The sequence below is a fragment of the Mycobacterium sp. E1214 genome, assembly GCF_001666755.1.
GTDB lineage: Bacteria > Actinomycetota > Actinomycetes > Mycobacteriales > Mycobacteriaceae > Mycobacterium.
The window spans coordinates 14,197-37,101 of sequence record NZ_LZJC01000030.1; the positions used below are offsets into that span (position 1 = coordinate 14,197).

Here is a 22,905-nt window from a genome sequence, read left to right on the forward strand (position 1 = left end):
ATGATGCTAAGCACTCGCACAGCATCGTGTCGACGATTGGCCCAGAAACGGCCGCGAGCGTAACGCGGGGCGATTTCGGGTCGGAATCGCCTGGCGTTACGCTCGCGGTCGCGAAGGGGCGATCAGCCCTCGATGATGAATTCCTCGAGCTGGGCCCGGGCGATGTCGTCGGGCAGCTGCTGCGGCGGGCTCTTCATAAGGTACGCCGACGCCGGGATCACCGGGCCGCCGATGCCGCGGTCCTTGGCGATCTTGGCCGCCCGCACCGCGTCGATGATGACGCCGGCGGAGTTCGGCGAGTCCCACACCTCGAGCTTGTACTCCAGGTTCAGCGGCACGTCACCGAACGCGCGGCCCTCGAGGCGGACGTAGGCCCACTTGCGGTCGTCGAGCCAGCCGACGTGGTCGGACGGGCCGATGTGGACGTCCTTGGTCTTGAACTCGCGCTGCAGGTTCGAGGTGACGGCCTGCGTCTTGGAGATCTTCTTGGACTCCAGGCGTTCCCGCTCGAGCATGTTGAGGAAGTCCATGTTGCCGCCGACGTTGAGCTGCATGGTGCGGTCGAGCTGCACGCCGCGGTCTTCGAACAGCTTGGCCATCACGCGGTGCGTGATGGTCGCGCCGACCTGGCTCTTGATGTCGTCACCGACGATCGGCACACCGGCGTCGGCGAACTTCTTCGCCCACACCGGGTCGCTGGCGATGAACACCGGCAGCGCGTTGACGAACGCCACGCCGGCGTCGATCGCGCACTGGGCGTAGAACTTGTCGGCCTCCTCCGAGCCCACCGGCAGGTAGGACACCAGCACGTCGACCTCGGCGTCCTTGAGCGCCTTCACCACGTCGACCGCCTCGGCGTCGGAGACCTCGATGGTGTCGGCGTAGTACTTGCCGATGCCGTCGAGGGTCGGGCCGCGCTGCACCGTCACGTTGGTGGGCGGCACGTCGGCGATCTTGATCGTGTTGTTCTCCGAGGCGAAGATCGCCTCGGACAGGTCAAAGCCGACCTTCTTGGCGTCCACGTCGAACGCGGCCACGAACTTCACGTCGCGGACGTGGTAGCGGCCGAACTTGACGTGCATCAGTCCGGGCACGGTGCTGTTCTCGTCAGCGTCGTGGTAGTACTGAACGCCCTGAACCAGCGAAGACGCGCAGTTGCCGACGCCGACGATGGCGACCCGTACCTCCGTCTGCGCCTCCGGCGCCCCCAACGGCTTGTGCTCACTCATAGGGCGTTCTCCTAACTCCATAACCTGCTGTGTCTCGGGTGATTCGGACTTCTGTGGGAATTACGTTTGCTCGGAGAGGCCGGGCATCGCCCGCTCCGCAGCGATCAGCTCGTTGAGCCACTTGACTTCGCGCTCACTGGACTCGAGCCCCAGTTGATGCAGCTGACGGGTGTAGCGGTCGAACGAGCTACTGGCCCGCGCCACTGCTTCACGCAAGCCCTCCCGTCGTTCCTCGACCTGACGGCGGCGTCCCTCCAAGATGCGCATCCGCGCCTCGGCCGGAGTCCGGTTGAAGAACGCCAAGTGCACGCCGAAGCCGTCGTCGGTGTAGTTGTGCGGCCCGGTGTCGGCCACCAGCTCACCGAAGCGACGACGACCCTCGTCGGTCAGCTGGTAGACGCGCCGGGCCCGCCGGACCGGGGTGCCGGCCGGAGCGGCGTCCTCGGCGATCAACCCTTCGCCCTGCATCCGTCGAAGGGCCGGGTAGAGCGAACCGTACGAAAATGCCCGGAACGCGCCGAGTAGACCGGTCAGGCGCTTGCGCAACTCGTAGCCGTGCATCGGTGACTCGATCAGGAGTCCCAGAATGGCGAGCTCCAGCAATCGATTCACCTCCCCGGGGACTGATTTGCACGGACTGTTACGACGGTTCGACGCCTCGCGGAATCGTATCGTCTCGATATATTCGCCACAACACCACCTACTGTTCGTTCGTTATTCGTCATGGCGCGCGGGAACCACGTCCCGCTGCGTGAACAATGCGCTAGGACGGCAGATTGAGCTGCTTGATGGTGCCGTCACCTGCGAAGACGATGTAGCCGCCACCGTAGTCGCTGGAGACATACAGCGACAGCGACAGCGCGCCCGGGGTGGTGGGGTCCTTGGCGGGTTCGACGATCAGGTAGGTGGTCGTCACGTCGGCCGGCTTGATGTGCAGCGTCTGGGGTGCGCCGCGCATGATGCCCACGGCCTTCGCCACGTCGAACTTGCTCAGATCCGCCGGCACCGGTCCGTCGGCGCCGTTCCTGGCCGAGCTCGTCGGATCGCCCCAACCGCCGCGGTATGTGTAGGTCAGGATGCGCCGGTCGTCCGAGGGGTCCGGCCGGTCCAGGACCGCGTACGTCGGATAGATCACCAACCGGTAGCCGACGGTGTCGCCGAACCGGTTGCGCGCCTGCTCCAACAGCCCGGTCAGGCCGCCGACCGAATGCAGCTGGGTCGGCGGGGTGAGGACGACGGCGCCGACGCCGTCGGGTTTGGCCCCGGGATCCGCCGGCGCGCTGGTGAAGCTCAGCGGCGACGGCGTGTTGCCGTACAGGCCCCACCCGATCCCGACGCCCAGCAGCACCGAGACGACGAACGCCGCGGCCAGCACTGCCCAGCTGTTGCGCTCCGGGAGCCGGGGCGCCGCGACGGCGGGCGGCGTCAGTGCAGTCTCGGTTTGCAGGTCGCTCACCAGCGACTGGAGGTCGCCCAGGGTCACCGCCTTGGTCGCGGCGCCAACCCGTTCGCGGTGCTCCTCGGCCGACAGCTCGCCGTCATTGAGGGCGTTGTCCAGGGCGGCGCACGTCTCCTGCCGGTCGCTGTCCTTGGCGCGCGTCGCCGCCGTTTTCCCGGCCGTGGGCGGCGCGCCGAGCCGTTTGGGCACGGGGTTGATCGTAGAAGGCCCGCGCCCGCTCGGGTGCGGAAAGCCCGCGGGGTTTTCCGTCCGCCGACCCACAACGGTTTGGTTGCGTATCGGTGCTTGGGATGGCGACGTACTCTGGTGGGCGTGCGACTGCAGCGACAAGTGGTGGATTACGCGCTTCGGCGGCGCTCACTGCTGGCCGAGGTGTACTCGGGCCGCACCGGCGTGACCGAGGTGTGTGACGCGAACCCGTATCTGCTGCGCGCCGCCAAGTTTCACGGCAAACCCAGCAAGGTGATGTGCCCGATTTGCCGCAAGGAGCAGCTGACGCTGGTGTCCTGGGTCTTCGGGGAGCACCTCGGCGCGGTGTCGGGGTCGGCCCGCACGGCCGAAGAGCTGGTCATGCTGGCGACCCGTTTCGAGGAGTTCGCGGTCCACGTGGTCGAGGTGTGCCGCACCTGCAGTTGGAATCACCTGGTGAAGTCCTACGTCCTGGGCGCGGCGCGCACCGCACCTCCGCCACGGGGCAGCCGCGGCACCCGAACGGCGCGCAACGGCGCCCGCACGGCCAGTGAATAACGAGGGACGCCACAGCCAGTCGTCCGGTGACGAGCGTGCGCCTGTGGCTGGGCGAGTGGGCAACGAGGACAGCGGCGACCGCCCCGGGGTGGGCGCCGAGGCGCCGCCGGTGCTTGGCCGCCGTCGGCAGGCGCCGCCCGACGACCGCCAAACCACGGTCTTGCCGGCGGTAGTCGACGACCGGTCGCCGCGGGGCCGCCCCGACGCCGGCCGGCCCGCGCCGAGCGGGCCGCCGCCGATGCCCCCGCGCCGTGACCCCCTCGAGGAGGTCAAGGCCGCTCTCGACAGTCGTGGGGCCAAGCCCCCGCGACCCGACGGCCCCGGCCTCGGCGGTGGCCCGCCGGCCGGCCCGCCCCCACCCGGCGGTGGTGGGCCCGGCGGACCGAGCGGTCCAGCGCCCAGGCCGTGGAACGACTGGAGTTGGACGCAGCGCATCAATTGGCTGTGGGTCCGGCGGGGCGCCTACCTGTGCGCGGCCGTGCTAGTGCTGTTGCCGATCGTCACCTTCGGCATGGCCTATTTCATCGTCGACATCCCTAAGCCGGGCGACCTGCGCACCAACCAGGTGTCGACGATCTTTGCCAGCGACGGCTCGGAGATCGCGAAGATCATTCCCCCGGAAGGCAACCGAGTCGACGTCAACCTCAACCAGGTGCCGGTACCGGTACGCCAGGCCGTCATCGCGGCCGAGGACCGCAACTTCTATTCCAACCCGGGCTTCGACTTCAGCGGCTTCGCCCGCGCGGTGGACAACAACCTGTTCGGCTCCGGCGACCTGCAAGGCGGGTCGACAATCACCCAGCAGTACGTGAAGAACGCGCTGGTCGGTTCGGCGCAGCACGGGCTCAGCGGCCTGATGCGCAAGGCGAAGGAATTGGTCATCGCGACCAAGATGTCGGGGGAGTGGTCGAAAGACCAGGTGCTGCAGTCCTACCTGAACATCATCTACTTCGGCCGCGGCGCCTACGGCGTCTCGGCGGCCGCCAAGGCGTACTTCGACAAGCCCGTCGAGCAGCTCACCGTCGCGGAGGGGGCGCTGCTGGCGGCGTTGATCCGGCGGCCGTCCACGCTGGACCCGGCCGTCGACCCCAAGGGCGCGGTGGCGCGCTGGAACTGGGTGCTGGACGGCATGGTGGAGACCAAGGCGCTCTCGCCGAGTGAGCGGGCCGCACAGGTGTTTCCGCAGACCGTGGCGCCCGACCAGGCGCGCGCGCAGAACCAGACGACGGGGCCCAACGGGTTGATCGAGCGTCAGGTCACCAAAGAGTTGATGGAGCTGTTCAACATCGACGAGCAGACTCTCAACACCCAGGGTCTGCAGGTCACCACCACGATCGACCCCAAGGCGCAGCAGGCGGCCGAGAAAGCGGTCTCGAAGTATCTGGACGGCCAGGATCCCGACATGCGCGCGGCGGTCGTCTCGATCGATCCGCACAACGGCGCGATACGCGCCTATTACGGGGGCGCGGACGCCAACGGCTTCGACTTCGCGCAGGCCGGGCTGCAGACCGGGTCCTCGTTCAAGGTGTTCTGCCTCGTCGCCGCGCTCGAGCAAGGCATCGGACTGGGTTACCAGGTCGACAGCTCGCCGCTGACGGTCGACGGCATCAAGATCACCAACGTTGACGGGGAGAACTGCGGCACCTGCAACATCGCCCAGGCGCTCAAGCAGTCCCTGAACACGTCGTACTACCGGTTGATGCTCAAGCTCAAGGGCGGCCCGCAGGCCGTCGCGGACGCCGCGCACCAGGCCGGCGTCGCGACGAGCTTCCCGGGTGTGGATCACACCCTGTCCGAGGACGGCAAGGGCGGCCCGCCCAACAACGGCGTCGTGTTGGGCCAGTATCAGACGCGGGTGCTCGACATGGCCTCCGCCTATGCGACCCTCGCTGACTCCGGCGACTACCACCGCCCGCACCTGGTGCAAAAGGTGGTCAACTCCGAGGGGCAGGTCCTGTTCGACGCGGGTAACGCGGACAACAAGACCGACCAGCGGATCCCGAAGGCCGTCGCGGACAACGTGACCGCGGCCATGGAACCCATCGCCAGTTATTCGCGCGGCCACGCGCTCGCCGGCGGCAGGAAGTCGGCGGCCAAGACCGGCACCACCCAGTTCGGGGACACCACCTCGAACAAGGACGCCTGGATGGTGGGCTACACGCCGTCGCTGTCGACGGCCGTCTGGGTGGGCACCGTGAAGGGGGACCAGCCGCTGGTCACGGCGTCGGGTGGGCCGGTGTACGGCTCGGGATTGCCGTCGGACATCTGGAAAGCCACCATGGACGGTGCGCTGAAGGGCACCCCGAACGAGTCGTTCCCCAAACCGACCGAGATCGGCGGTTACGCGGGTGTTCCGGCCGCGCCGCCGCCCCCGCCGCCCCCCTCGGAAACCGTCATTCAGCCGACCATCGAAGTGGCCCCGGGGATCACCATCCCGGTCGGTCCGCCCACGACGATCACCGCGCCGCCGCCGGCGCCCGGCGGTGGGCCGCCGGGCGGTTTCGAACCGGGCGTTCCGCCGGGCGGCCCGCAAGCCCCGCCCCCGGGACAGTGACCGAGGCCCCGCCGCGCAGCGCCCCCATCTCACCGGTGCGACTGGCCGCCGATCTGCGCAGCGTCGGCAATCGCGACTGCCCGAGCCGCACTGACTCGTTGGGGGCCGCCCTGGCCGAGGCGGTGGGGGGTCCGGTGGGGCGGCACGCGCTGATCGGGCGTTCCCGGGTGATGACGCCGGTGCGGGTGATGTTCCTCATCGCGCTGGTGTTCCTGGCGCTGGGTTGGTCGACGAAGGCCGCCTGCCTGCAAAGCACCGGCAGTGGCACCGGCGATCAGCGGGTGGCCAACTGGGACAACCAGCGCGCGTATTACGAGCTGTGCTACTCCGACACGGTGCCGCTCTACGGCGCGGAGCTGTTGAGTCAGGGCAAGTTCCCCTACAAGTCGAGCTGGATGGAGACCGACGCGGCCGGCGTCCAGCAGATCCGCTACGACGGCCGGCCCGCGGTCCGGTACATGGAGTATCCGGTGCTGACCGGCATGTATCAGTACGTGTCGATGGCGCTGGCCAAGACCTACACCGCGGTGAGCAAGGTCGCCCCGCTGCCCGTGGTGGCCGAGGTGGTGATGTTCTTCGACGTGGCGGCCTTCGGGCTCGCGCTGGCGTGGCTGGCCACCGTGTGGGCTACGGCCGGATTGGCCGGGCGCAGGGTGTGGGACGCCGCGCTGGTTGCTGCCTCGCCGGTGGTGATCTTTCAGATCTTCACCAACTTCGACGCCCTCGCAACGGCGTTCGCGATGGCCGGGCTGCTTGCCTGGGCGCGACGCAAACCGGTGTCGGCGGGCGTGCTGATCGGGTTGGGCGCCGCCGCCAAGCTGTACCCGCTGCTCTTCTTGGGGCCCATGCTGGTCCTCGGCATCCGGACCGGGCGCCTGCGCGCGCTAGGCCGCACCGCGGCGGCGTCCGCCGTGACGTGGCTCGCCGTCAATCTGCCTGTGCTGGTGCTGTTCCCGCGGGGGTGGTCGGAGTTCTTCCGGCTCAACACCCGGCGCGGCGACGACATGGACTCGCTCTACAACGTCGTCAAGTCGTTCACGGGCTGGCGCGGGTTCGATCCGAAGCTCGGATTCTGGGAGCCGCCCACGGTGCTCAACGTGGTGGTTGCGGTGTCCTTCGTGGCCTGTTGCGTGGCCATCGCGATCGTCGCGCTGACGGCGCCGCGGCGGCCGCGGGTGGCGCAGTTGGTGTTCCTGGTGGTGGCGGCGTTCCTGCTCACCAACAAGGTGTGGAGTCCGCAGTTCTCGTTGTGGCTGGTGCCGTTGGCCGTTCTGGCCGTCCCGCATCGGCGGGTCTTGTTGGCCTGGATGACGATTGACGCGCTGGTGTGGGTGCCCCGCATGTACTACCTGTACGGCAACCCGAACCGTTCGCTACCGGAGCAGTTCTTCACCACCACCGTGCTGGCCCGTGATGTCGCGGTGATGGCATTGTGCGCGTTGGTGATTAGGCAGATTTACCGCCCGGACGAGGATCTGGTGCGGTGGGGCGGTCGCGTGGACGATCCGGCGGGAGGCCCCTTCGACCGGGCGCCGGACGCCCCGCCGCGGTGGTTGCCGGACCGGTTGCGGCCGGCGGCCTTGCGCCGCTCGGCGACCGCCGAGCGCACCGCGGAGAGCGCAGAAGTCGCCGCGTCGGTGGCGTCGGTTTCGCCTGACCGGTAGCTCGATCGCGGGTGCTGCGCCGCGCGCGGGATGCCGTGCGCATTTCCGGTAGTCCCTCCGGGGCAACGTTTTTATCGTCAAAGGCACGGTGATCGCCTCGTCGAGGATTCACACCGACGTAGAGCAGATGGGTGCAGTGCTTGGCCAACGAACGTCAGAGCGTCAACTTGCGCCGGCTGGGCTACTTCGTCGCGGTGGCGGAGGAACTCAGTTACGCGCGCGCGGCGCGGCGCTTGCGAATAGCGGGACCGTCACTGTCCCAACAGATCAAGCTCCTGGAGGGCGAGCTCAAAGCGCAACTGTTTGAGCGCAACCGGCATTCGGTCACCCTTACGCCCATCGGCTCCGCGCTGCTGCCGCAAGCGCGCGCGCTGCTCACCCACGCCGACGAATTGAGCAGGCGCGTCCGCGATTTGGGATGCACGCAGACCATTCGCCTCGGCCTGGTCGACCGCTGCCGCCCAGAGTGGATCGAGCGGTTGTCGCGGGTGGCCTCGATCAACGTCGACAGCTGGGTGATGCCGTCGCACGCCCAAGCCGCCCGGGTGGCCGCCGGCAATCTCGATCTGGCGATCTGTCACGTCGACAGGGCCGATCTGCAGGCGCTCGGCCTGGCCGCCCACCTGGTCGAGGTCGATCCGCTCTACGCGATCGGCGCCGCTTCGGACATCGCTCCGACGCGGGCGTCGAGCACCGCGGTGTTGGTCGATGCCGACACCAGCAGTTGGAAGTCGTGGAATTCGTTCGCCGAGGAGTTCGCCCGCGCTACCGAGGCGACGATCGTGAACATTGAGGACGGCGGCCTGACGGGCCGGGCGTTCCTGCATCACGCGCGGCGGGCGCGCCGGCCAACCCTGAAGGCACCGAAGGGCGCGTTCGACTCGCTACCCAAGGACATGGTCAAGTCGAGGATCGTCGACCCGGTGCCGATATGGACCTGGTCCCTGGTGCGTCGGCGCGCCGACGAACGGCCCGCGGTGCGCGCCGCCGTCGAGGCGCTGTCGCGGGGCGTCATGGCGCCGGAGACGCGGTCCGGAAGGTATTGGCTGCCTTCAGGCGACCCCCATACGCAGGTGGCGGCGGTGGCAGCCACCTCATAGCCGCTCGGCCGGATTTCTCCGGTCGGCCCGCTGTCCGGTAACCTGGTGCGGTTGCCGACGCAGGCGACCCTCCTGCCGCGGATCGACCGCGGCCGTCAAGACCAGAGGAGGTGGTGAGGTTTCCATGCGTCCATACGAAATCATGGTCATTCTTGACCCCACGCTCGACGAGCGCACCGTTGCTCCGTCCCTGGAGACGTTTCTCAACGTCGTCCGCAAGGACGGCGGGAGCGTCGACAAGGTCGACATCTGGGGCCGCCGCCGGTTGGCCTACGAGATCGCCAAGCACGCCGAGGGGATCTACGTGGTCATCGACCTGAAGGCAGAGCCGGCGACGGTGTCCGAGCTGGACCGCCAGCTCAGCCTCAACGAGTCGGTCCTGCGCACCAAGGTGATGCGCACCGACAAGCACTAACAGCCGTGGCCGCGCCGTGGACCCGCCGTGGGGTGCAGCTGCGTAGGCTCGGCGAGGCTACGCTCATGCCATTCACCGTCGGAGACGCGGACCCAGGAGGAACTTGTGGCTGGTGACACCACTATCACCGTGATCGGAAACCTGACCGCCGACCCCGAACTGCGGTTCACCCCGTCGGGGGCCGCGGTCGCGAACTTCACGGTGGCGTCGACGCCGCGCATCTACGACCGCCAAAGCGGCGAGTGGAAAGACGGCGAGGCGCTCTTCCTGCGGTGCAACATCTGGCGCGAGGCCGCCGAGAACGTCGCGGAGAGCCTGACGCGGGGGTCGCGGGTGATCGTTACCGGCCGGCTCAAGCAGCGTTCGTTCGAGACCCGCGAAGGTGAGAAGCGCACCGTCGTCGAGGTCGAGGTCGACGAGATCGGGCCTTCGCTGCGCTACGCGACGGCCAAGGTCAATAAGGCCAGCCGCAGCGGTGGCGGTGGCGGTGGTGGCGGCGGCTTCGGCGGCGGCGGCGGTTCCCGCCAGTCGGCCCCGGCGAGCAGCGCCCCGGCTGATGACCCGTGGGGCAGCGCGCCCGCCTCGGGATCTTTCGGCGGCGGCGACGACGAACCCCCGTTCTGACCCGAACACACTTCACAGACAGTAAGAGGAAAGAAAGACAGACATGGCCAAGTCCAACAAGCGGCGTCCGGCTCCGGAGAAGCCGGTCAAGGCACGCAAATGCGTCTTCTGCGCGAAGAAGGGGCAGAACATCGACTATAAGGACACCGCGCTGCTGCGCACCTACATCAGTGAGCGCGGCAAGATCAGGGCCCGTCGAGTCACCGGTAACTGCGTGCAGCACCAGCGCGACGTCGCCATCGCGGTGAAGAACGCCCGCGAAGTGGCGCTCCTGCCCTTCACCTCCTCGGCGCGGTAGCCCCGACGCCCAACCGAAAGACGAAACGATGAAGCTGATTCTCACGGCTGACGTGGACCACCTCGGTACCGTCGGCGAAACGGTTGAGGTCAAAGACGGCTACGGCCGCAACTTCCTGCTCCCTCGCGGCCTGGCGATCGTGGCCTCGCGAGGCGCGCAGAAGCAGGCCGACGAGATCCGCCGGTCCCGCGACACCAAGGCGGTCCGCGACCTCGAGCACGCCAACGAACTCAAGACGGCCATCCAGGCGCTGGGTCCCGTCCAGCTGCCGGTGCGGACCGCGGCCGACTCAGGGAAGCTGTTCGGTTCCGTGACCGCCGGTGACATCGTGGCCGCCATCAAAAAGGCCGGCGGCCCGAACCTCGACAAGCGGATCGTGCGGCTGCCCAAGTCGCACATCAAGGCCGTCGGCACCCATCCGGTCGCCGTGCACCTGCACCCCGACGTCGACGTGGAGGTCGCGCTCGAGGTTGTCGCCGCGAGCTAAGGCACCGACATTTGCTCGTATCCGGCGGCGGCCAGCCTTGGCCGCCGCCGGACTTCGTTGTGCTGCGTCAGCGTGCCCATCGCGCTCCGACGCCGATCGCGGACGGCCGCCCTGGCGAACTATTTCTGGGGTGTATTCCCGGAGGTCCCGTTACCCGGGCGTAACGCTGGGAAAACGTCGACGCAAGCCAACACGCCCGGCGCGGTAACCTGCGGCGACACGCCGAGGAGATTCTTGTCCACACGATTTTCCTGGCGTTATATGGCCCGTATCTGCAGCTATGTCCCGGTCGCTCAATTCGTTCCACAGGTTCTCCACAACCCGCTCAACACCGGTGTCGACGGTAATGCACACGTGATGCACAAGTTCATGAACAGCGCCCCCTTCACCTCGTAGCCAGCAACGTCTAACGTCGTCCCGGCGCCGGGCTTGCGGGTGCTTTGAGGACACAGTGTCGGCGCAGTGTTTTACGCTGAAGAATAGGTCTATCGAATGTATGTTCGGATGCGTATCGGGGGAGAAGGGGCGCCATGGCGGTCGTCGATGATCTGACGTCTGAGTCGTCGCCACCCAGCGAGGACTTCGGCCGTCAGCCGCCGCAGGACCTGGCGGCGGAGCAGGCGGTGCTGGGCGGCATGCTGCTGAGTAAAGACGCGATCGCCGACGTGCTGGAGCGGCTGCGGCCGAGCGATTTCTACCGGCCAGCCCATCAGAACGTGTACGACGCCATTCTGGACCTCTATGGGCGGGGGGAGCCGGCTGACGCGGTCACCGTCGCCGCGGAACTCGACCGCCGCAACCTGTTGCGCCGTATCGGCGGCGCCCCGTATCTGCACACGCTGATTTCGACGGTGCCCACGGCCGCCAACGCGGGGTACTACGCGACCATCGTCGCCGAGAAGGCCCTCCTGCGCCGGCTCGTCGAGGCCGGCACCCGCGTTGTGCAGTACGGCTACGCGGGCGCCGAGGGCGCCGACGTGGCCGAGGTGGTGGATCGCGCGCAGGCGGAGATCTACGAGGTCGCCGAGCGGCGGACTTCGGAGGACTTCGTCCCGCTCGAGGACCTGTTGCAGCCGACCATGGACGAGATCGACGCCATCGCCTCCAACGGCGGCGTCGCGCGCGGCGTGCCGACCGGTTTCACCGAGCTCGACGAGGTCACCAACGGCCTGCACGGCGGGCAGATGATCATCGTGGCCGCCAGGCCCGGTGTCGGGAAATCGACACTGGGATTGGATTTCTTGCGGTCCTGCTCGATCAAGCACCGCTTGGCCAGCGTCATCTTCTCGCTGGAGATGAGCAAGTCCGAGATCGTCATGCGGCTGCTGTCGGCGGAGGCGAAGATCAAGCTTGCCGACATGCGCTCGGGTCGCATGAGCGACGAGGACTGGACCCGGTTGGCGCGGCGAATGAGCGAAATCAGCGAGGCGCCGCTGTACATAGACGATTCCCCGAATCTGACGATGATGGAGATCCGCGCGAAGGCGCGCCGGCTGAAACAGAAGGCCGACCTGCGCCTGGTCGTGGTCGACTATCTGCAGCTGATGTCCTCGGGCAAGAAGGTCGAGTCGCGGCAGCTCGAGGTGTCCGAGTTCTCCCGCCACCTCAAGCTGTTGGCCAAGGAACTCGAGGTCCCGGTGGTGGCGATCAGCCAGCTGAATCGCGGTCCCGAGCAGCGCACGGACAAGAAGCCGATGCTGTCCGACCTGCGCGAGTCGGGATCGTTGGAACAGGACGCCGACATGGTGATCCTGTTGAACCGACCCGACGCCTTCGAGCGCGACGACCCGCGCGGGGGCGAGGCGGATTTCATTCTCGCCAAACACCGTAACGGCCCTACCAAGACGGTCACCGTGGCGCACCAGCTGCACCTGTCGCGCTTCACCAACATGGCTCGGTGATACGAGTCTTTGCGCCCGGTAGAGCCTCGTCCGGAGTGCGCCGTGGCTTCGACCGGGGAAGCGGGATGTGTGCGAAAGGCAATGTGAGACAAGATATGAGACGCTGCGACCCGGTATAAGGCCCCGGGGGAGTGGCGAACAAAGGGGTGTCTCGTTTCTTTAAAACGAGAGACCCCTTTTCATTCCGTCGCGCCGCTACCCCTAGGGCTTGCCCGTGGGGACGCGATGATGAGCCAGGATGTGTAGTGCTCGACGACTTCTCCGCCGAGTGAGCGAGCGCCGGCGGTCGCTTCGTCGACTTCTTCAGGTGACCAGTCGCTGAATGTACTGAAGAGGCCATGAATCTGATCTGCGTTTAGGGCGGTGCTCCACCGGTAGGCGCAGATGTCGTCAATGACGAAAAATCCGGTCGATCTCAGCTTGTACGCGGTCGCGTCGACATCTTCGGGTTTGCCAGTGCGCTCGGGTGTCGGTCGACGTGCCACGATCTTCTGGATAACGGCCCGAAATGGGCTTACAGCCACGGAAGGATCACCAAAGACACTGCGCCACACTAATAGACGTCCACCTGGCTTGAGCCAACGATCGATCTTTGGTGCGAGCACATCGAGGTTCATCCAGTGAAAAGACGTCGCGGCAACGACGAGATCGAACACTGACTCACCGAAATCGACGTCCTCAGCTCGTGAAGTCAACAGTTGAGCGTCGGGGTGGGCTGCGGCAAGAGCGGAAGCGAGCTGGCGACCCGGTTCGACCGCGACGACCTCCATGCCTTCGGCGAGTAACGGGCCGGTGGCTTCGCCGGTTCCGGCCCCTAGGTCGAGCGCGCGGCGACCATGCCCCACCAAACCGGTGTCCTGTACCCGCTGCCAGAGATCAGCGGGGTAGGGCGGCCTGAATTTCCGATAGAGATCGGACCGATCGTTGAAATGCATTGGGTCGGGCACCTAGCCAGAGTAAGTAGCCTGGCCACGCTCGCCCTCGATCGCGCGCCAAAGAGAACCTTTTGAGGCAGATCGGCGAGACAGGATGTGATCGACCTCGTTTCTCTAGATACGAGACGGCGCAAGCTTGCGCGACGGTATGAGAAGGTGGCGGAATACGAGCGGCGCGTTGCGGGTGCGGGGGCGGATGCGCTGATGTGGCCCGAACACGCTTGCCGCCGGACCGAGTTCGTTCCGATCATCGTCTGACAGGAATACCGTCATGGTTCCCAAGATCTCCGTCATCGGTGCCGGCCTTGGCGGCCTAACACTTGCGCGTGTCTTACACGTCGCGGGCGTTAGTGCCACGGTCTATGAAGGTGAAGCCTCGCCGAGTGTTCGAACGCAAGGTGGCCAGCTAGATCTGCACGAACATACTGGTCAGCGTGCGCTGGACATCGCGGGGCTCACTGAGCAGTACTGCGGCATCATCCATCGCGGCGGTGGTGCTCGGCGGGTCTATGACACCCGCGGCAATGTACTGGTCGAGGTTCCTGACGACGGGTCGATGACGCGTCCTGAGGCGCTACGCGGTGACATTCGCCGCATCCTCCTCGAATCATTGCCCGACGATGCTGTGCAATGGGGCCGAAAGCTCCTGTCGGCGAACCCCATAGACGGCGCTGGGCGACATGAACTCGTGTTCTCCGACGGCTCACGTACGCTCACCGATGTCCTTATCGGCGCTGACGGGGCGTGGTCCGCTGTGCGCCCCCTGCTGTCCGATGAACAGCCCGCCTATGCGGGGCTGAGCTACATCGACACCTACATGTTCAACGCAGATCGGGAGCATCCAGAGGTCGTCGAGACCGTCGGAGACGGCGCGCTCTACTGCGTTATGCCTGGCAAAGCACTACTGGCGCATCGCGAGGTCGGCAATGTGGTCCACACATACGTGATCTTGCGCCGCACCGTCGACTGGTTTGACCAGATTGACTTCACGGAGGCGATCACCGCCCGCTCTCGAATCGCCGCTGAGTTCGACGGCTGGTCCCCAAGGCTGACAGCGCTGATCCTGCAAGGCGACGGATCGCCCGTTCTGCGCAAGATTCATCAACTTCCCGACCGCCACCGTTGGAACCGCACCCCCGGCGTGACCCTTCTTGGCGATGCCGCGCACCTCACCGTCCCGGGAGGCGACGGTGCGAACCTTGCCATGCTCGACGGTGCTGAACTCGGCGAAGCCCTTGCCACGCACCTGCAACAGCCCGAAGTGGCGCTAAAGAAGTATGAAGAGATCGCTTTTCCGCGCAACGAGGCAGCCGCCATCGCCGCGCACCAGACAATGGAGACGATCTTTGGCACCGGCGCACCGGAGGGGGTGATCAAACTCTTCAAGGAAGTATTAGCCCGGCAGCGAACATAACTTCGGCACAAGACAACCGGCCGGCTTCGACCCTCATCAGCCGTTGAAGGCGAGTCCGCGCTCCTTCGCTGGTCTCACGCGAGGCAGGATGTGAGCCCCTCGCTTCTCCACGAATGAGACGCCGAGCGAGACGTTTAGCTGTGTTGGAGAACCCGTCGCACCTTGGCGTCGTCCTCGGTGTCTAGCGAGGCGGTCAGGATGACTATTTTGTGCTCGGCGTCGCCGGTGGTGAGGATGTCGCAGTCGACGGAGATCTCACCGGCTGTGGGGTGACCGATGATCTTGTGATCCTCGACGTGCGCCCACGATGCCCGATTCCCACAGAGCGGCGAGGCGTGGATTGCCCGCGGTGAGGTGTCGGATGAGAGTGGTCAATCGTGCGCTGTGGGCGAAGCGTCCGTGGCGCGCCGCAGATCGGACACGACGGCGATCTCGAGTGCTTCACGACCGGGCGTGCTCGCGGCCCAGCACAGGCCCGGTCGGCTGTCATTGGCGGGCAAGGTCTCGCGGGCGAAGTCCGCGCACATATCGACGAGATCGCGATTCCGGCGTCAGCGAAAGCCATTGCACCACAACGCAACACGTAATGCGGCACGGCTTGGTCGTTGCTCCTCGTGTTCGTTTTGTGCAAATCCCCCAAGGTTGCGAGGCAGGAGAGCTGCGCGTTAAGGGACAGCAGGTGCCTGGGACTTGCAGGGGAATGCCTGTGGGTTACGAAGAGCTGAGTTGGCTCGCCAAGTGGGGTCGGCGCAGAGGGTGGTTTTCGTGCCAGCACTGCGATGGCCGGCAAAGCGAACGTCAACAAGCCACGAGTACAGACCGCTGGGCTTGAAACCCCTACTTACAGCCCGTACCGTCAGCACACGGGTTCGATGTGACCCGCCGCCCGCGCCGAGACAAGTTCGGTGAGGTGAACACATCGCGATCGGTCACCACCGCAGTCATCTACCAGCAACGGTGCCTCGACAGCTCAGCAACGCGGGCACTGAATTGCACACCCGCACCCGAAACGTAGGTGAAGTGATGGATCTGACCCTTGACGACGCCAAACGCGCCGCCCGCGTGCTGCGCGACCAACTGCCCGACAGCGATCTCACCCATTCCAGAACGCTGGAGATCGTGGCCCAACAGCTCGGTTTCCGAGATTGGAACACCGCCGCGGCGCGGCTTCCATCCCGGCGGGGCATGAGCGCACCAGTGCCTGTGCTCCGTAGCCTCGACGAGGCCCGCGCCCGCGAGTTCTACATCGACTATCTGCACTTCAACGTCGAATGGGAACACCGCTTCGACTTCGCACAATCAATCCTCTACATGCGGTTGCGCCGCGACCGGTTCGTCCTCGACCTGTCCGAACACCACGGCGACGGCACCCCCGGCTCAACCGTGTGGGTACCGGTCAGCGATATCACCGCACTGCACAAAGAACTCCACGCCACCGGATACGAGCGGATCAACCCCGGCGTCGACGTCGACTCGCCGGGCGGGCCCACCATGGAAGTCATCGATCCGTTCTCCAACACGATCCGCTTCTGCCAAACCACCGCGTAGATCCGCGAGTCGTGGCGCTGAAATCGGCGGGGTAGCTGAGGAACCTCGACCGCCCCGCCAAAGGCGCCGGCGGTCCCGCCCCGATGAGTCGGGACCGACTGACAGGTCTTTCCTTGGAGAGCAGATCGAAGGGGTTTGTGTTCCATGTCGATCGAGCAGTCTTGGCCGTTGTTCCTGTGACCGACTTGGAGAGGAGTCGCCGCTGGTATACAAATCGCTATTTGGGCGCGCGCGATAACAATCCTATGCCGAATGTCGTTGAGTGGCAGGTGGTTCCGGGTGGATGGGTACAGGTCTTCGTGGACGAGCAACGTGCTGGCTCAACGTCGCGTCGTACGTTCACCACATGCTAGCCAAAGCCCTTCGGCGCGGACTTAGTCACTCATTTCACTGTGCGCACGCGGGCGGCGAGGTCGTCGCCAAGGCGGTTTGCGGCAAGTCGCGTGACTACGGCGTCCTGCGTAGGTCGGCGAGCGAGTCTCTCAGCCCCCCGTCGAGGCGGATTTGCACGGCGGCCACCACAAGCATTATGGCCGCAGTCAGGAGGTGCACTACTCCGTCGGTGACGTTGTGCGGGAAGGTGAACACGTAGGCGACCCGATGAGAGAAGAACGCCCAAATGCCGGGTATCGCACCGGATATCGCGGCAAGAATCAGATAGAGCACCGCCCACGACTTTCGCAGCGAGAACACCAGGCCCGGCAGGAATAGTGCAAGGCCTGCGACGGCGTGCCATCCGTTGTAGTCCATGCCGAGCAGTTGAACAGTCTGCGCGTCGGCACCCGTCGCGAAGCTTGGTTCGATGATGAGGCCGATCACCGCCTGGATGACATGAAACGAACAGATGATCAGTAACCCAACTTGAGCGACACTCCACTTCACGATGCACCTCCTTGTGCCGGGGAGTTGGAAGCAGATACTACGCTCGGTAGTAGCAAGGCTCAAGGACGCGACGATCACCGCCTCGTGGTCGGTCACCCCGGCGGCGCGCCGGTGAGTCATTACGCCTCGAAGCCGCCGACGAACTTGAGCGCAACCGCTTAGTTCGGCGCAGGGGGGCGCCGGCTGACCGTCGGCTTAATGAACTCGAACTCACCGCCCGCGGTAGGCGCGCGGTCGACGAGATCAAGGTCGCCGCCGACCACACCACCGGTGCGCTACCTGCGCGACTCCCGATATGACGTCCAGGTGGTCACCACGTCGGCGCGGCGCCGGCTGGCGACGAACAACTCCTTCACCTACTGCAGCTCGCTACGAGGCCACCGGCGCGGGTGGGCGAGCGAGCGTGTGTGTCTTCATCTGCCCCAGGGAGTCACCAAGAGTCCAAATCGCTACACCGAGCAGCACCAGGTCTTTGAGCAGGAATTGCCCGGGTTGCGCCGAAAGGACCGGTACGCCGGCGGCATGGGTCATCACGACGCCGGGGGTGGTGAACAGAAAGCTGATCGTGCCCAAAAACAGGACTACGGCCAAAGCGCTCCCGGCGGCAGATGCGCTGGGCCAGACCGGGCGCAGCGCAATGAGTAGCGCCGCAAGGATTTCCATCGTTCCCAGTCCGCGCGCGACGGTAGTGACGCTGAATACGTCATAGATCCAACTCATCAGGGGGCTGTGCTCGATGAGGACACGAGCCTCCATCTTGACGAATTTGCCGAACCCGATCCAGGCCAACACGACGACCAAGCCGTACCGGCTGACCAGGTTTCCTACCCGTTGCACGCTGACAGCCGATTTTTCTATGTGGGTGGCGACGGAGGTGACGATCATGGGCTGGGCCTTTCTTGAGGGACACGGTGATTTCTGACGGTGCACGATGCCTGACCGGAGGTCATGGGCGAAGGGCGATTGGGGCGTGCTGCGGTGTGGCCTGGTCATCTGGTCGTCTGTCGGTGGCATCGCCCATGAGCTGAACGCCGCAAGTTCGTATCCTCGTCGCGCCTTCAAGGTATTCGGCGGTCGTTTGCTGATGATTCGATGAAGAAGTACTCGCCCGCCAAAACCCGACCGTCAAACTCATGCCCTCCTGACAGCTGGTGTCCGAGGGCAAGCTCGACTTCGGGTTTTGGGCGGTTATCGGCTCTGCCCTTGGATGCGCGGTGATGCCACCCCGCGGGGTAACGGCGGGCCTCGATGTCTGAAGTTTCACTGAAGATCGTCGGCGAAGCGGTGCCGACATAGCCGCCGGGCGCAGGGAGGTGCACGATCAAGGAATGAGTGGTGACACAGCAACGCATGATTTGCGCGCGCTGGTGGTCGACGACGAAGTGCCGTTGTGTGAACTAGTGGCCAGCTATCTCAGGCGCGAAGCGTTCGAGGTGTTTGCCGCTCATGACGGACGGCACGCTTTGCACATGGCCAAGGACGTGGACCCGCACGTGGTCATCCTCGACATCGGACTTCCGGGCCTCGACGGACTGGAGCTGTGCCGGCAGTTGCGGACGTTCTCCGATGCCTACGTCGTCATGTTGACCGCCCGAGACGCCGACGTGGACACCATCATCGGGCTCTCGGTCGGCGCCGACGACTATGTGACGAAGCCGTTCAGCCCTCGCGAGCTGATCGCGCGGGTGCGCGCGATGCTGCGCCGACCCCGCCTAAGCCCCGCGCCCGACGTGAACCACACCCAGCCGGCCGCGCCGCCCAGGCGGTTCGGCGCGCTCAGCATTGACGTCGATAGCCGCGAGGTGCACCTCGATCAGACACCGATCCTATTGACCCGCACGGAGTTTGACGTGCTGGCGACCCTCTCGGCGCGTCCACGCACCGTGCTCACTCGCCGACAGATACTTGACGCGGTGTGGGGTGAGACTTGGGTGGGCAACGACAACCTCCTCGACGTGCACGTGGGGCATCTGCGGCGCAAGCTCGGCGACGACCCTGCCCACCCTCGATACGTGATGACCGTGCGCGGCGTCGGCTACCGCATGGGCGTGGGCTGATGTTCAGCCGGCTGCTTCGGGATCCGCCGGGGCCACGAGCCCACAGCCGCCACGGCATCGGCATGCAGCTGCTGGTGTCGAACTTCACCGTCGTCCTCGTGGGCGTCGCCACCACCAGCGTCGTGGCAGCTATCGTCGGCCCGCCGATGATCCGACGGCTCATGGACCAGGCGGTCGTTCCGGGCCTGCACGGCAACCATCCGTACGAGCACGCGTTCCGCGAGGCGACAGCGCTGTCGGTCGGAACCGCGGTGGCCGTCTCCGCGCTCGCCACGCTGACTCTGAACTGGTATTTGAGCCGGCGCGTCCACCGCTCAGCGACGGCTTTGTCCCGTGCCGCGTTCGCGATCGCCGACGGTCGCTATGACATTCGCGTCCCGCCGCCCCGATTGGGCAGAGAGTTTGACGATGTCGCCGCGGCATTCAACGCGATGGCGCGACAGCTCGGAGTCGCCGAGGACACCCGTCGCCAAATGCTGGCGGATCTGGCCCACGAGATCAGGACACCGGTAGCAGTGCTCGAGGCGTACATGGAGGCACTGGAAGACGGCGTGCGGCACCTCGACACCGAAACGATCGACATACTTCGCGACCAAACCCGCCGGCTGGCCCGGTTCAGCAGCGATGTCCGGGCGCTGTCGGCCGCGGAAAACCTCGCCACCCACATCGAGGCGAACTGGCAGTCCGCGGCGTCGCTGGTCGCCACCTCCGTCGCGGCTTTCGCACCGCGCTTCCAGTCCAAAGGCGTGTCCTTGACTACCGACGTCGCCAGCGATCTGCCCGCACTGTGGGCCGACGCCGAGCGGTTGGGACAAGTCCTGGACAATCTGCTTGACAACGCGCTGCGCCACACGGACCCAGGCGGTCAAGTCATCGTGACCGCGCGCGCAGGACGCGGCGTGACAATCGCCGTTGCCGACTCCGGTGACGGCGTCGCCCCCGAGCAGCTGCCGCGACTGTTCGACCGGTTCTATCGCACCGATACCGCCCGCGACCGCCAGCATGGCGGCGCGGGAATCGGCCTGTCCATCGCCAAGGCACTCGTCGAAGCGCACGGCGGCCATATCGAGGCCCACAGCCAAGGACCGGGAACTGGTTGCACCGTGACCTTAACCGTGCCGGCGGATACTTCGTCCCGGCATGCTGTAGGCATCCACAGTCTGCAGCCGAACACTGTTGGTAGCCGTGGCTCATAGATCTGCTTTTGGCGATGGAGCGTGCAGGTCCCAGTCGTCACAGTGTCAAGCGCCTTGATCATCGGCGTGCTGGGACCGAATCGCGGCGCCGCAACGTCCATCAGCTTTCGCACTAAAGTGCCCACTCCTTTAGCCGCTGTCGCGTGACCGTGCAAACCCAGTTCACCGTATCGACGGAATCTGTTGACCCACTTCGATGCACATGACCGTGATATCCCCATCTCAGCGGCAACGTGTGCGATCGGTCGGGTTTGACACCGATGAACCAGTCGGCGCCGCCCTTCTGCGGACAGGGGTGCGTGTCTATGGGTGATTCTTCGTATGGGCTGGTTTGAGGAAGGAGGGATAGACGCCGTTGTGGGCGGATTAGGGCGAGCAAGGGATGGGTCGCCGGATTCGCAGTCAGCGCTACGCCGCCTCCGAACGGCGATATCGCGGAGCTTGTGTTAGCAAGAAGTCGGACTGCCCGATGTATGAAGGTAGGAGTGCAAGACCTTGGCTTGGCGTCGAAGGCGGTTGGCTGCCTCGTGTTGGCGCATCGAGCGGTGATGCTGTGCCTGTGTCTCGTACTCCCGTAGGAGGTCTCGAATGATCGCGTGGACGTCTTGCATGGCCAGTTCGCGTCTGGGCGCCTCGGTTGATCCGACACCGGGAGACGAGTGGGCGACCGTACCGTCGCCAGATCGCGGCGACTGTGCTTCCGGTTGGACGGCTTCGGCGTTGTCGATCGCGGCGATCATTATTCGTAGGACTGAGATAATCTCCGGTTGACGTGATTTGAGCGCGGTGCGAAGGTCACGGCTTACTTCTTCGCGGAAGACCAAGGGATCCTGCGTGTTTCTCACGGTCTCGCGCCTTCGTTCAGGAAGCTATGAAGGTCGTCGCCGTCGTCGAACAGGCCGTGACCCGCGCCGGCAACTAGATTGATCGATGCTGCAGGCTGCAGACGCCTCAAGCGTGCGGCGGTGTCGTGCGAGTTGAGCATGCGGTCTCGCGCACCCAGCACGACGGAGAGCGGCGCGGTGATGGCTCTTAAGTCTTCGTCGCGAAAGACGGGCAGGGTGTCGCGGCGGGGTCGATAGTTGCGTTGGATCAGCAGCATGTAATCGATGACGGGGTCAGGAATGCAGCCGGGCCCAAGCGCGATCCGCAGAGCGAGGCGCGTACCGGGCTCGCCGAATGGCATAAGGGCCAGTGCTGCGAAGACGGCCCCGTAACGTTGGCGACCGATACCGCCCGGGGCTCGCAGCGCCAGTCGTTCGACGCGGCTGGGCCGGCGGATCGCGTAATCCGTGGCCAGCCAGCCACCCAACGACACCCCTACGAAGCCGGCGGCGTCGACGCCCAGCTCGTCAAGTAGGTCGTCGAGCCATAACGCATATGCGTCGGAGTCAAGGGGCGGCCGAGATGGTGCGCTCAATCCGGGCTCACCGACGAGGTCGATCATGTACAGCCTATGAGTGAGTGACCACCGCGACGCATCGGCCTGCCAGATCGCGCTGTTGCTCCCGGCGCCGTGCAGCAACACCACTGGTGGAGCATCGGTGGGTCCGCAGTCCAGGACGAAGGTGTCGCCCTCGCGGGTGGCGACGGTGCGTTGCCGCAGCGGCACTGCCCAGCGTTGAAGGTGCTCGCGGTAACTGAGCTCGACGGTGTGCTGGCCATGCGAGGAACGGTAGACGTCGGCGCTCACTTGTCGCCCTGGCGTGTCAAGGCGCCGATCAATCCGATGACGGCCGTCGTGGATTCTGGGTCGCCGACGACGAAGACGGTGAGACGGCAGGCAGATTCGTCATACGTCGAGTGAATATTGAGCTGTCCTGGTCGGTTTGAGTTGCTGATCGCTGCAGCGGCGAGATGTGTGGTAATGCGATCCATCGTGAGGCGGTCGGCATTGTCGATGTGCACGACGGTAGAGACGTGAGCGTGTGGACTACTCGCCGGCTCGTCGGTGACCACGCCGGCGAAGGCCTGCAAGTCCTGTTCGGTGATTCGGTATTGCTTGCCCATGCGCACGGCCGGTAGGCGGCCGTCACGGACGTACCCGCGTACGGTTCGCACGTGCAGCCCGAGAATATCGGCCACCTGCTCAGCCGAGTACACAGCAACACTCACATACGTAAACTACCTCATTCATCCCTATTACGCTGATCTTACGGATGGATACGGATGTATTCGTGGCGTGCGGATATCCGCGTCCACGGTGTGTGGCTCAAATCATGGACAGGGTTGGGCGTTCCCGACGTCCGAAGGCGTCGAAGCTGGACCGGCACGAGGGGCTTCGAGAATTGGAGCGGTTGAAGCTAACGGATGACTGGTCGCCCGGAGCAGATCGCCGAGTGGTTTCGGCGCAGCTTTCCCGATGGGCCCGACTGGTAGATCTCCCACGAGGCGA

Annotated in this window: 21 protein-coding genes and 1 pseudogene; 13 read left to right on the top strand and 9 right to left on the bottom strand. The window is 65.6% G+C overall.

Features of this window, described 5'->3' with window-relative positions:
- Nucleotides 1-122: 122 nt before the first annotated feature.
- From A5700_RS03780 to A5700_RS03790, 3 genes are all read right to left on the bottom strand, one after another.
- On the bottom strand, nt 123-1,229 hold the full coding sequence (locus A5700_RS03780) for an inositol-3-phosphate synthase (RefSeq protein WP_068070746.1): 1,107 nt from the start codon (nt 1,227-1,229) through the stop codon (nt 123-125).
- A gap of 60 nt (nt 1,230-1,289) precedes the next feature.
- The gene (locus A5700_RS03785) at nt 1,290-1,832 is read right to left on the bottom strand and encodes a PadR family transcriptional regulator (protein ID WP_008262664.1); all 543 of its coding nucleotides are present in this window, start codon (nt 1,830-1,832) and stop codon (nt 1,290-1,292) included.
- Nucleotides 1,833-1,992: 160 nt separating this feature from the next.
- Nucleotides 1,993-2,877: a DUF1707 domain-containing protein gene (locus A5700_RS03790; RefSeq protein ID WP_068070745.1), complete on the bottom strand. Its 885-nt coding sequence runs from the start codon at nt 2,875-2,877 to the stop codon at nt 1,993-1,995.
- Nucleotides 2,878-3,000: 123 nt separating this feature from the next.
- Between A5700_RS03790 and A5700_RS03795 the strand changes: the two genes are divergently transcribed.
- The 9 genes from A5700_RS03795 to dnaB all read left to right on the top strand — a co-directional run bounded on the left by A5700_RS03795 (nt 3,001) and on the right by dnaB (nt 12,478).
- Entirely contained in the window at nt 3,001-3,435 is a 435-nt protein-coding gene (locus A5700_RS03795) for a DUF5318 family protein (RefSeq protein WP_197502854.1), read from the top strand.
- Nucleotides 3,428-5,989 carry a transglycosylase domain-containing protein gene (locus A5700_RS03800; RefSeq protein ID WP_369828216.1) on the top strand — a complete coding sequence of 854 codons (2,562 nt, stop codon included), beginning with the start codon at nt 3,428-3,430 and terminating at the stop codon, nt 5,987-5,989. Before A5700_RS03795 ends, A5700_RS03800 begins: the two co-directional genes overlap by 8 nt.
- On the top strand, nt 5,986-7,653 hold the full coding sequence (locus tag A5700_RS03805) for a glycosyltransferase family 87 protein (protein WP_068070743.1): 1,668 nt from the start codon (nt 5,986-5,988) through the stop codon (nt 7,651-7,653). Before A5700_RS03800 ends, A5700_RS03805 begins: the two co-directional genes overlap by 4 nt.
- 140 nt (nt 7,654-7,793) lie before the next feature.
- Nucleotides 7,794-8,753, top strand: a complete 960-nt coding sequence (locus A5700_RS27185) for a LysR family transcriptional regulator (RefSeq protein ID WP_068070830.1) — start codon at nt 7,794-7,796, stop codon at nt 8,751-8,753.
- 124 nt (nt 8,754-8,877) lie between these two features.
- The gene (gene rpsF, locus A5700_RS03815; protein WP_068070741.1) at nt 8,878-9,168 is read left to right on the top strand and encodes a 30S ribosomal protein S6; all 291 of its coding nucleotides are present in this window, start codon (nt 8,878-8,880) and stop codon (nt 9,166-9,168) included.
- Nucleotides 9,169-9,273: 105 nt separating this feature from the next.
- Nucleotides 9,274-9,792, top strand: a complete 519-nt coding sequence (locus A5700_RS03820) for a single-stranded DNA-binding protein (RefSeq protein WP_068070740.1) — start codon at nt 9,274-9,276, stop codon at nt 9,790-9,792.
- 43 nt (nt 9,793-9,835) lie between these two features.
- The gene (rpsR, locus tag A5700_RS03825) at nt 9,836-10,090 is read left to right on the top strand and encodes a 30S ribosomal protein S18 (protein ID WP_068070739.1); all 255 of its coding nucleotides are present in this window, start codon (nt 9,836-9,838) and stop codon (nt 10,088-10,090) included.
- 28 nt (nt 10,091-10,118) lie between these two features.
- Nucleotides 10,119-10,577, top strand: coding sequence for a 50S ribosomal protein L9 (gene rplI, locus A5700_RS03830; protein ID WP_068070738.1), 459 nt, complete (start codon nt 10,119-10,121; stop codon nt 10,575-10,577).
- Nucleotides 10,578-11,107: 530 nt separating this feature from the next.
- A complete protein-coding gene (dnaB, locus tag A5700_RS03835) occupies nt 11,108-12,478 on the top strand; it encodes a replicative DNA helicase (protein ID WP_068070737.1) in 1,371 nt (456 codons plus the stop codon).
- Between the two features lie 179 nt (nt 12,479-12,657).
- Here dnaB and A5700_RS25050 read toward each other — a convergent pair whose 3' ends face one another.
- On the bottom strand, nt 12,658-13,425 hold the full coding sequence (locus tag A5700_RS25050; RefSeq protein WP_082960520.1) for a trans-aconitate 2-methyltransferase: 768 nt from the start codon (nt 13,423-13,425) through the stop codon (nt 12,658-12,660).
- 259 nt (nt 13,426-13,684) lie between these two features.
- Here A5700_RS25050 and A5700_RS03840 point away from each other — a divergent pair, with 259 nt between their 5' ends.
- Both A5700_RS03840 and A5700_RS03845 read left to right on the top strand, forming a co-directional pair.
- Nucleotides 13,685-14,827, top strand: coding sequence for an NAD(P)/FAD-dependent oxidoreductase (locus A5700_RS03840; protein WP_068070735.1), 1,143 nt, complete (start codon nt 13,685-13,687; stop codon nt 14,825-14,827).
- 1,023 nt (nt 14,828-15,850) lie between these two features.
- Complete coding sequence (locus tag A5700_RS03845; RefSeq protein WP_068070733.1) at nt 15,851-16,375, top strand: glyoxalase superfamily protein; 525 nt, start codon at nt 15,851-15,853, stop codon at nt 16,373-16,375.
- A 447-nt stretch (nt 16,376-16,822) separates the two neighbouring features.
- Here A5700_RS03845 and A5700_RS03850 read toward each other — a convergent pair whose 3' ends face one another.
- Nucleotides 16,823-17,257 carry a DUF4383 domain-containing protein gene (locus tag A5700_RS03850; RefSeq protein ID WP_068070829.1) on the bottom strand — a complete coding sequence of 145 codons (435 nt, stop codon included), beginning with the start codon at nt 17,255-17,257 and terminating at the stop codon, nt 16,823-16,825.
- A gap of 369 nt (nt 17,258-17,626) precedes the next feature.
- A complete protein-coding gene (locus A5700_RS03855) occupies nt 17,627-18,142 on the bottom strand; it encodes a DUF417 family protein (RefSeq protein WP_068070731.1) in 516 nt (171 codons plus the stop codon).
- A 443-nt stretch (nt 18,143-18,585) separates the two neighbouring features.
- On the opposite strand from A5700_RS03855, the gene A5700_RS03860 reads away from it, so the two are divergent.
- Together A5700_RS03860 and A5700_RS03865 are read left to right on the top strand one after the other, a co-directional pair.
- On the top strand, nt 18,586-19,314 hold the full coding sequence (locus A5700_RS03860; RefSeq protein WP_068070729.1) for a response regulator transcription factor: 729 nt from the start codon (nt 18,586-18,588) through the stop codon (nt 19,312-19,314).
- Nucleotides 19,314-20,510, top strand: coding sequence for a cell wall metabolism sensor histidine kinase WalK (locus tag A5700_RS03865; protein ID WP_068070727.1), 1,197 nt, complete (start codon nt 19,314-19,316; stop codon nt 20,508-20,510). The genes A5700_RS03860 and A5700_RS03865 overlap by 1 nt, the downstream gene beginning before the upstream one ends.
- A gap of 152 nt (nt 20,511-20,662) precedes the next feature.
- Here A5700_RS03865 and A5700_RS25055 read toward each other — a convergent pair.
- The 3 genes and pseudogenes from A5700_RS25055 to A5700_RS03875 all read right to left on the bottom strand — a co-directional run.
- Nucleotides 20,663-20,824 (bottom strand): annotated as a pseudogene (locus tag A5700_RS25055) (leucine zipper domain-containing protein); the annotation flags it as partial.
- A 527-nt stretch (nt 20,825-21,351) separates the two neighbouring features.
- Entirely contained in the window at nt 21,352-22,203 is an 852-nt protein-coding gene (locus tag A5700_RS03870; protein WP_068070722.1) for an alpha/beta fold hydrolase, read from the bottom strand.
- Nucleotides 22,200-22,625 carry a helix-turn-helix domain-containing protein gene (locus tag A5700_RS03875; RefSeq protein WP_068070720.1) on the bottom strand — a complete coding sequence of 142 codons (426 nt, stop codon included), beginning with the start codon at nt 22,623-22,625 and terminating at the stop codon, nt 22,200-22,202. Before A5700_RS03875 ends, A5700_RS03870 begins: the two co-directional genes overlap by 4 nt.
- Between the last annotated feature and the right edge of the window lie 280 nt (nt 22,626-22,905).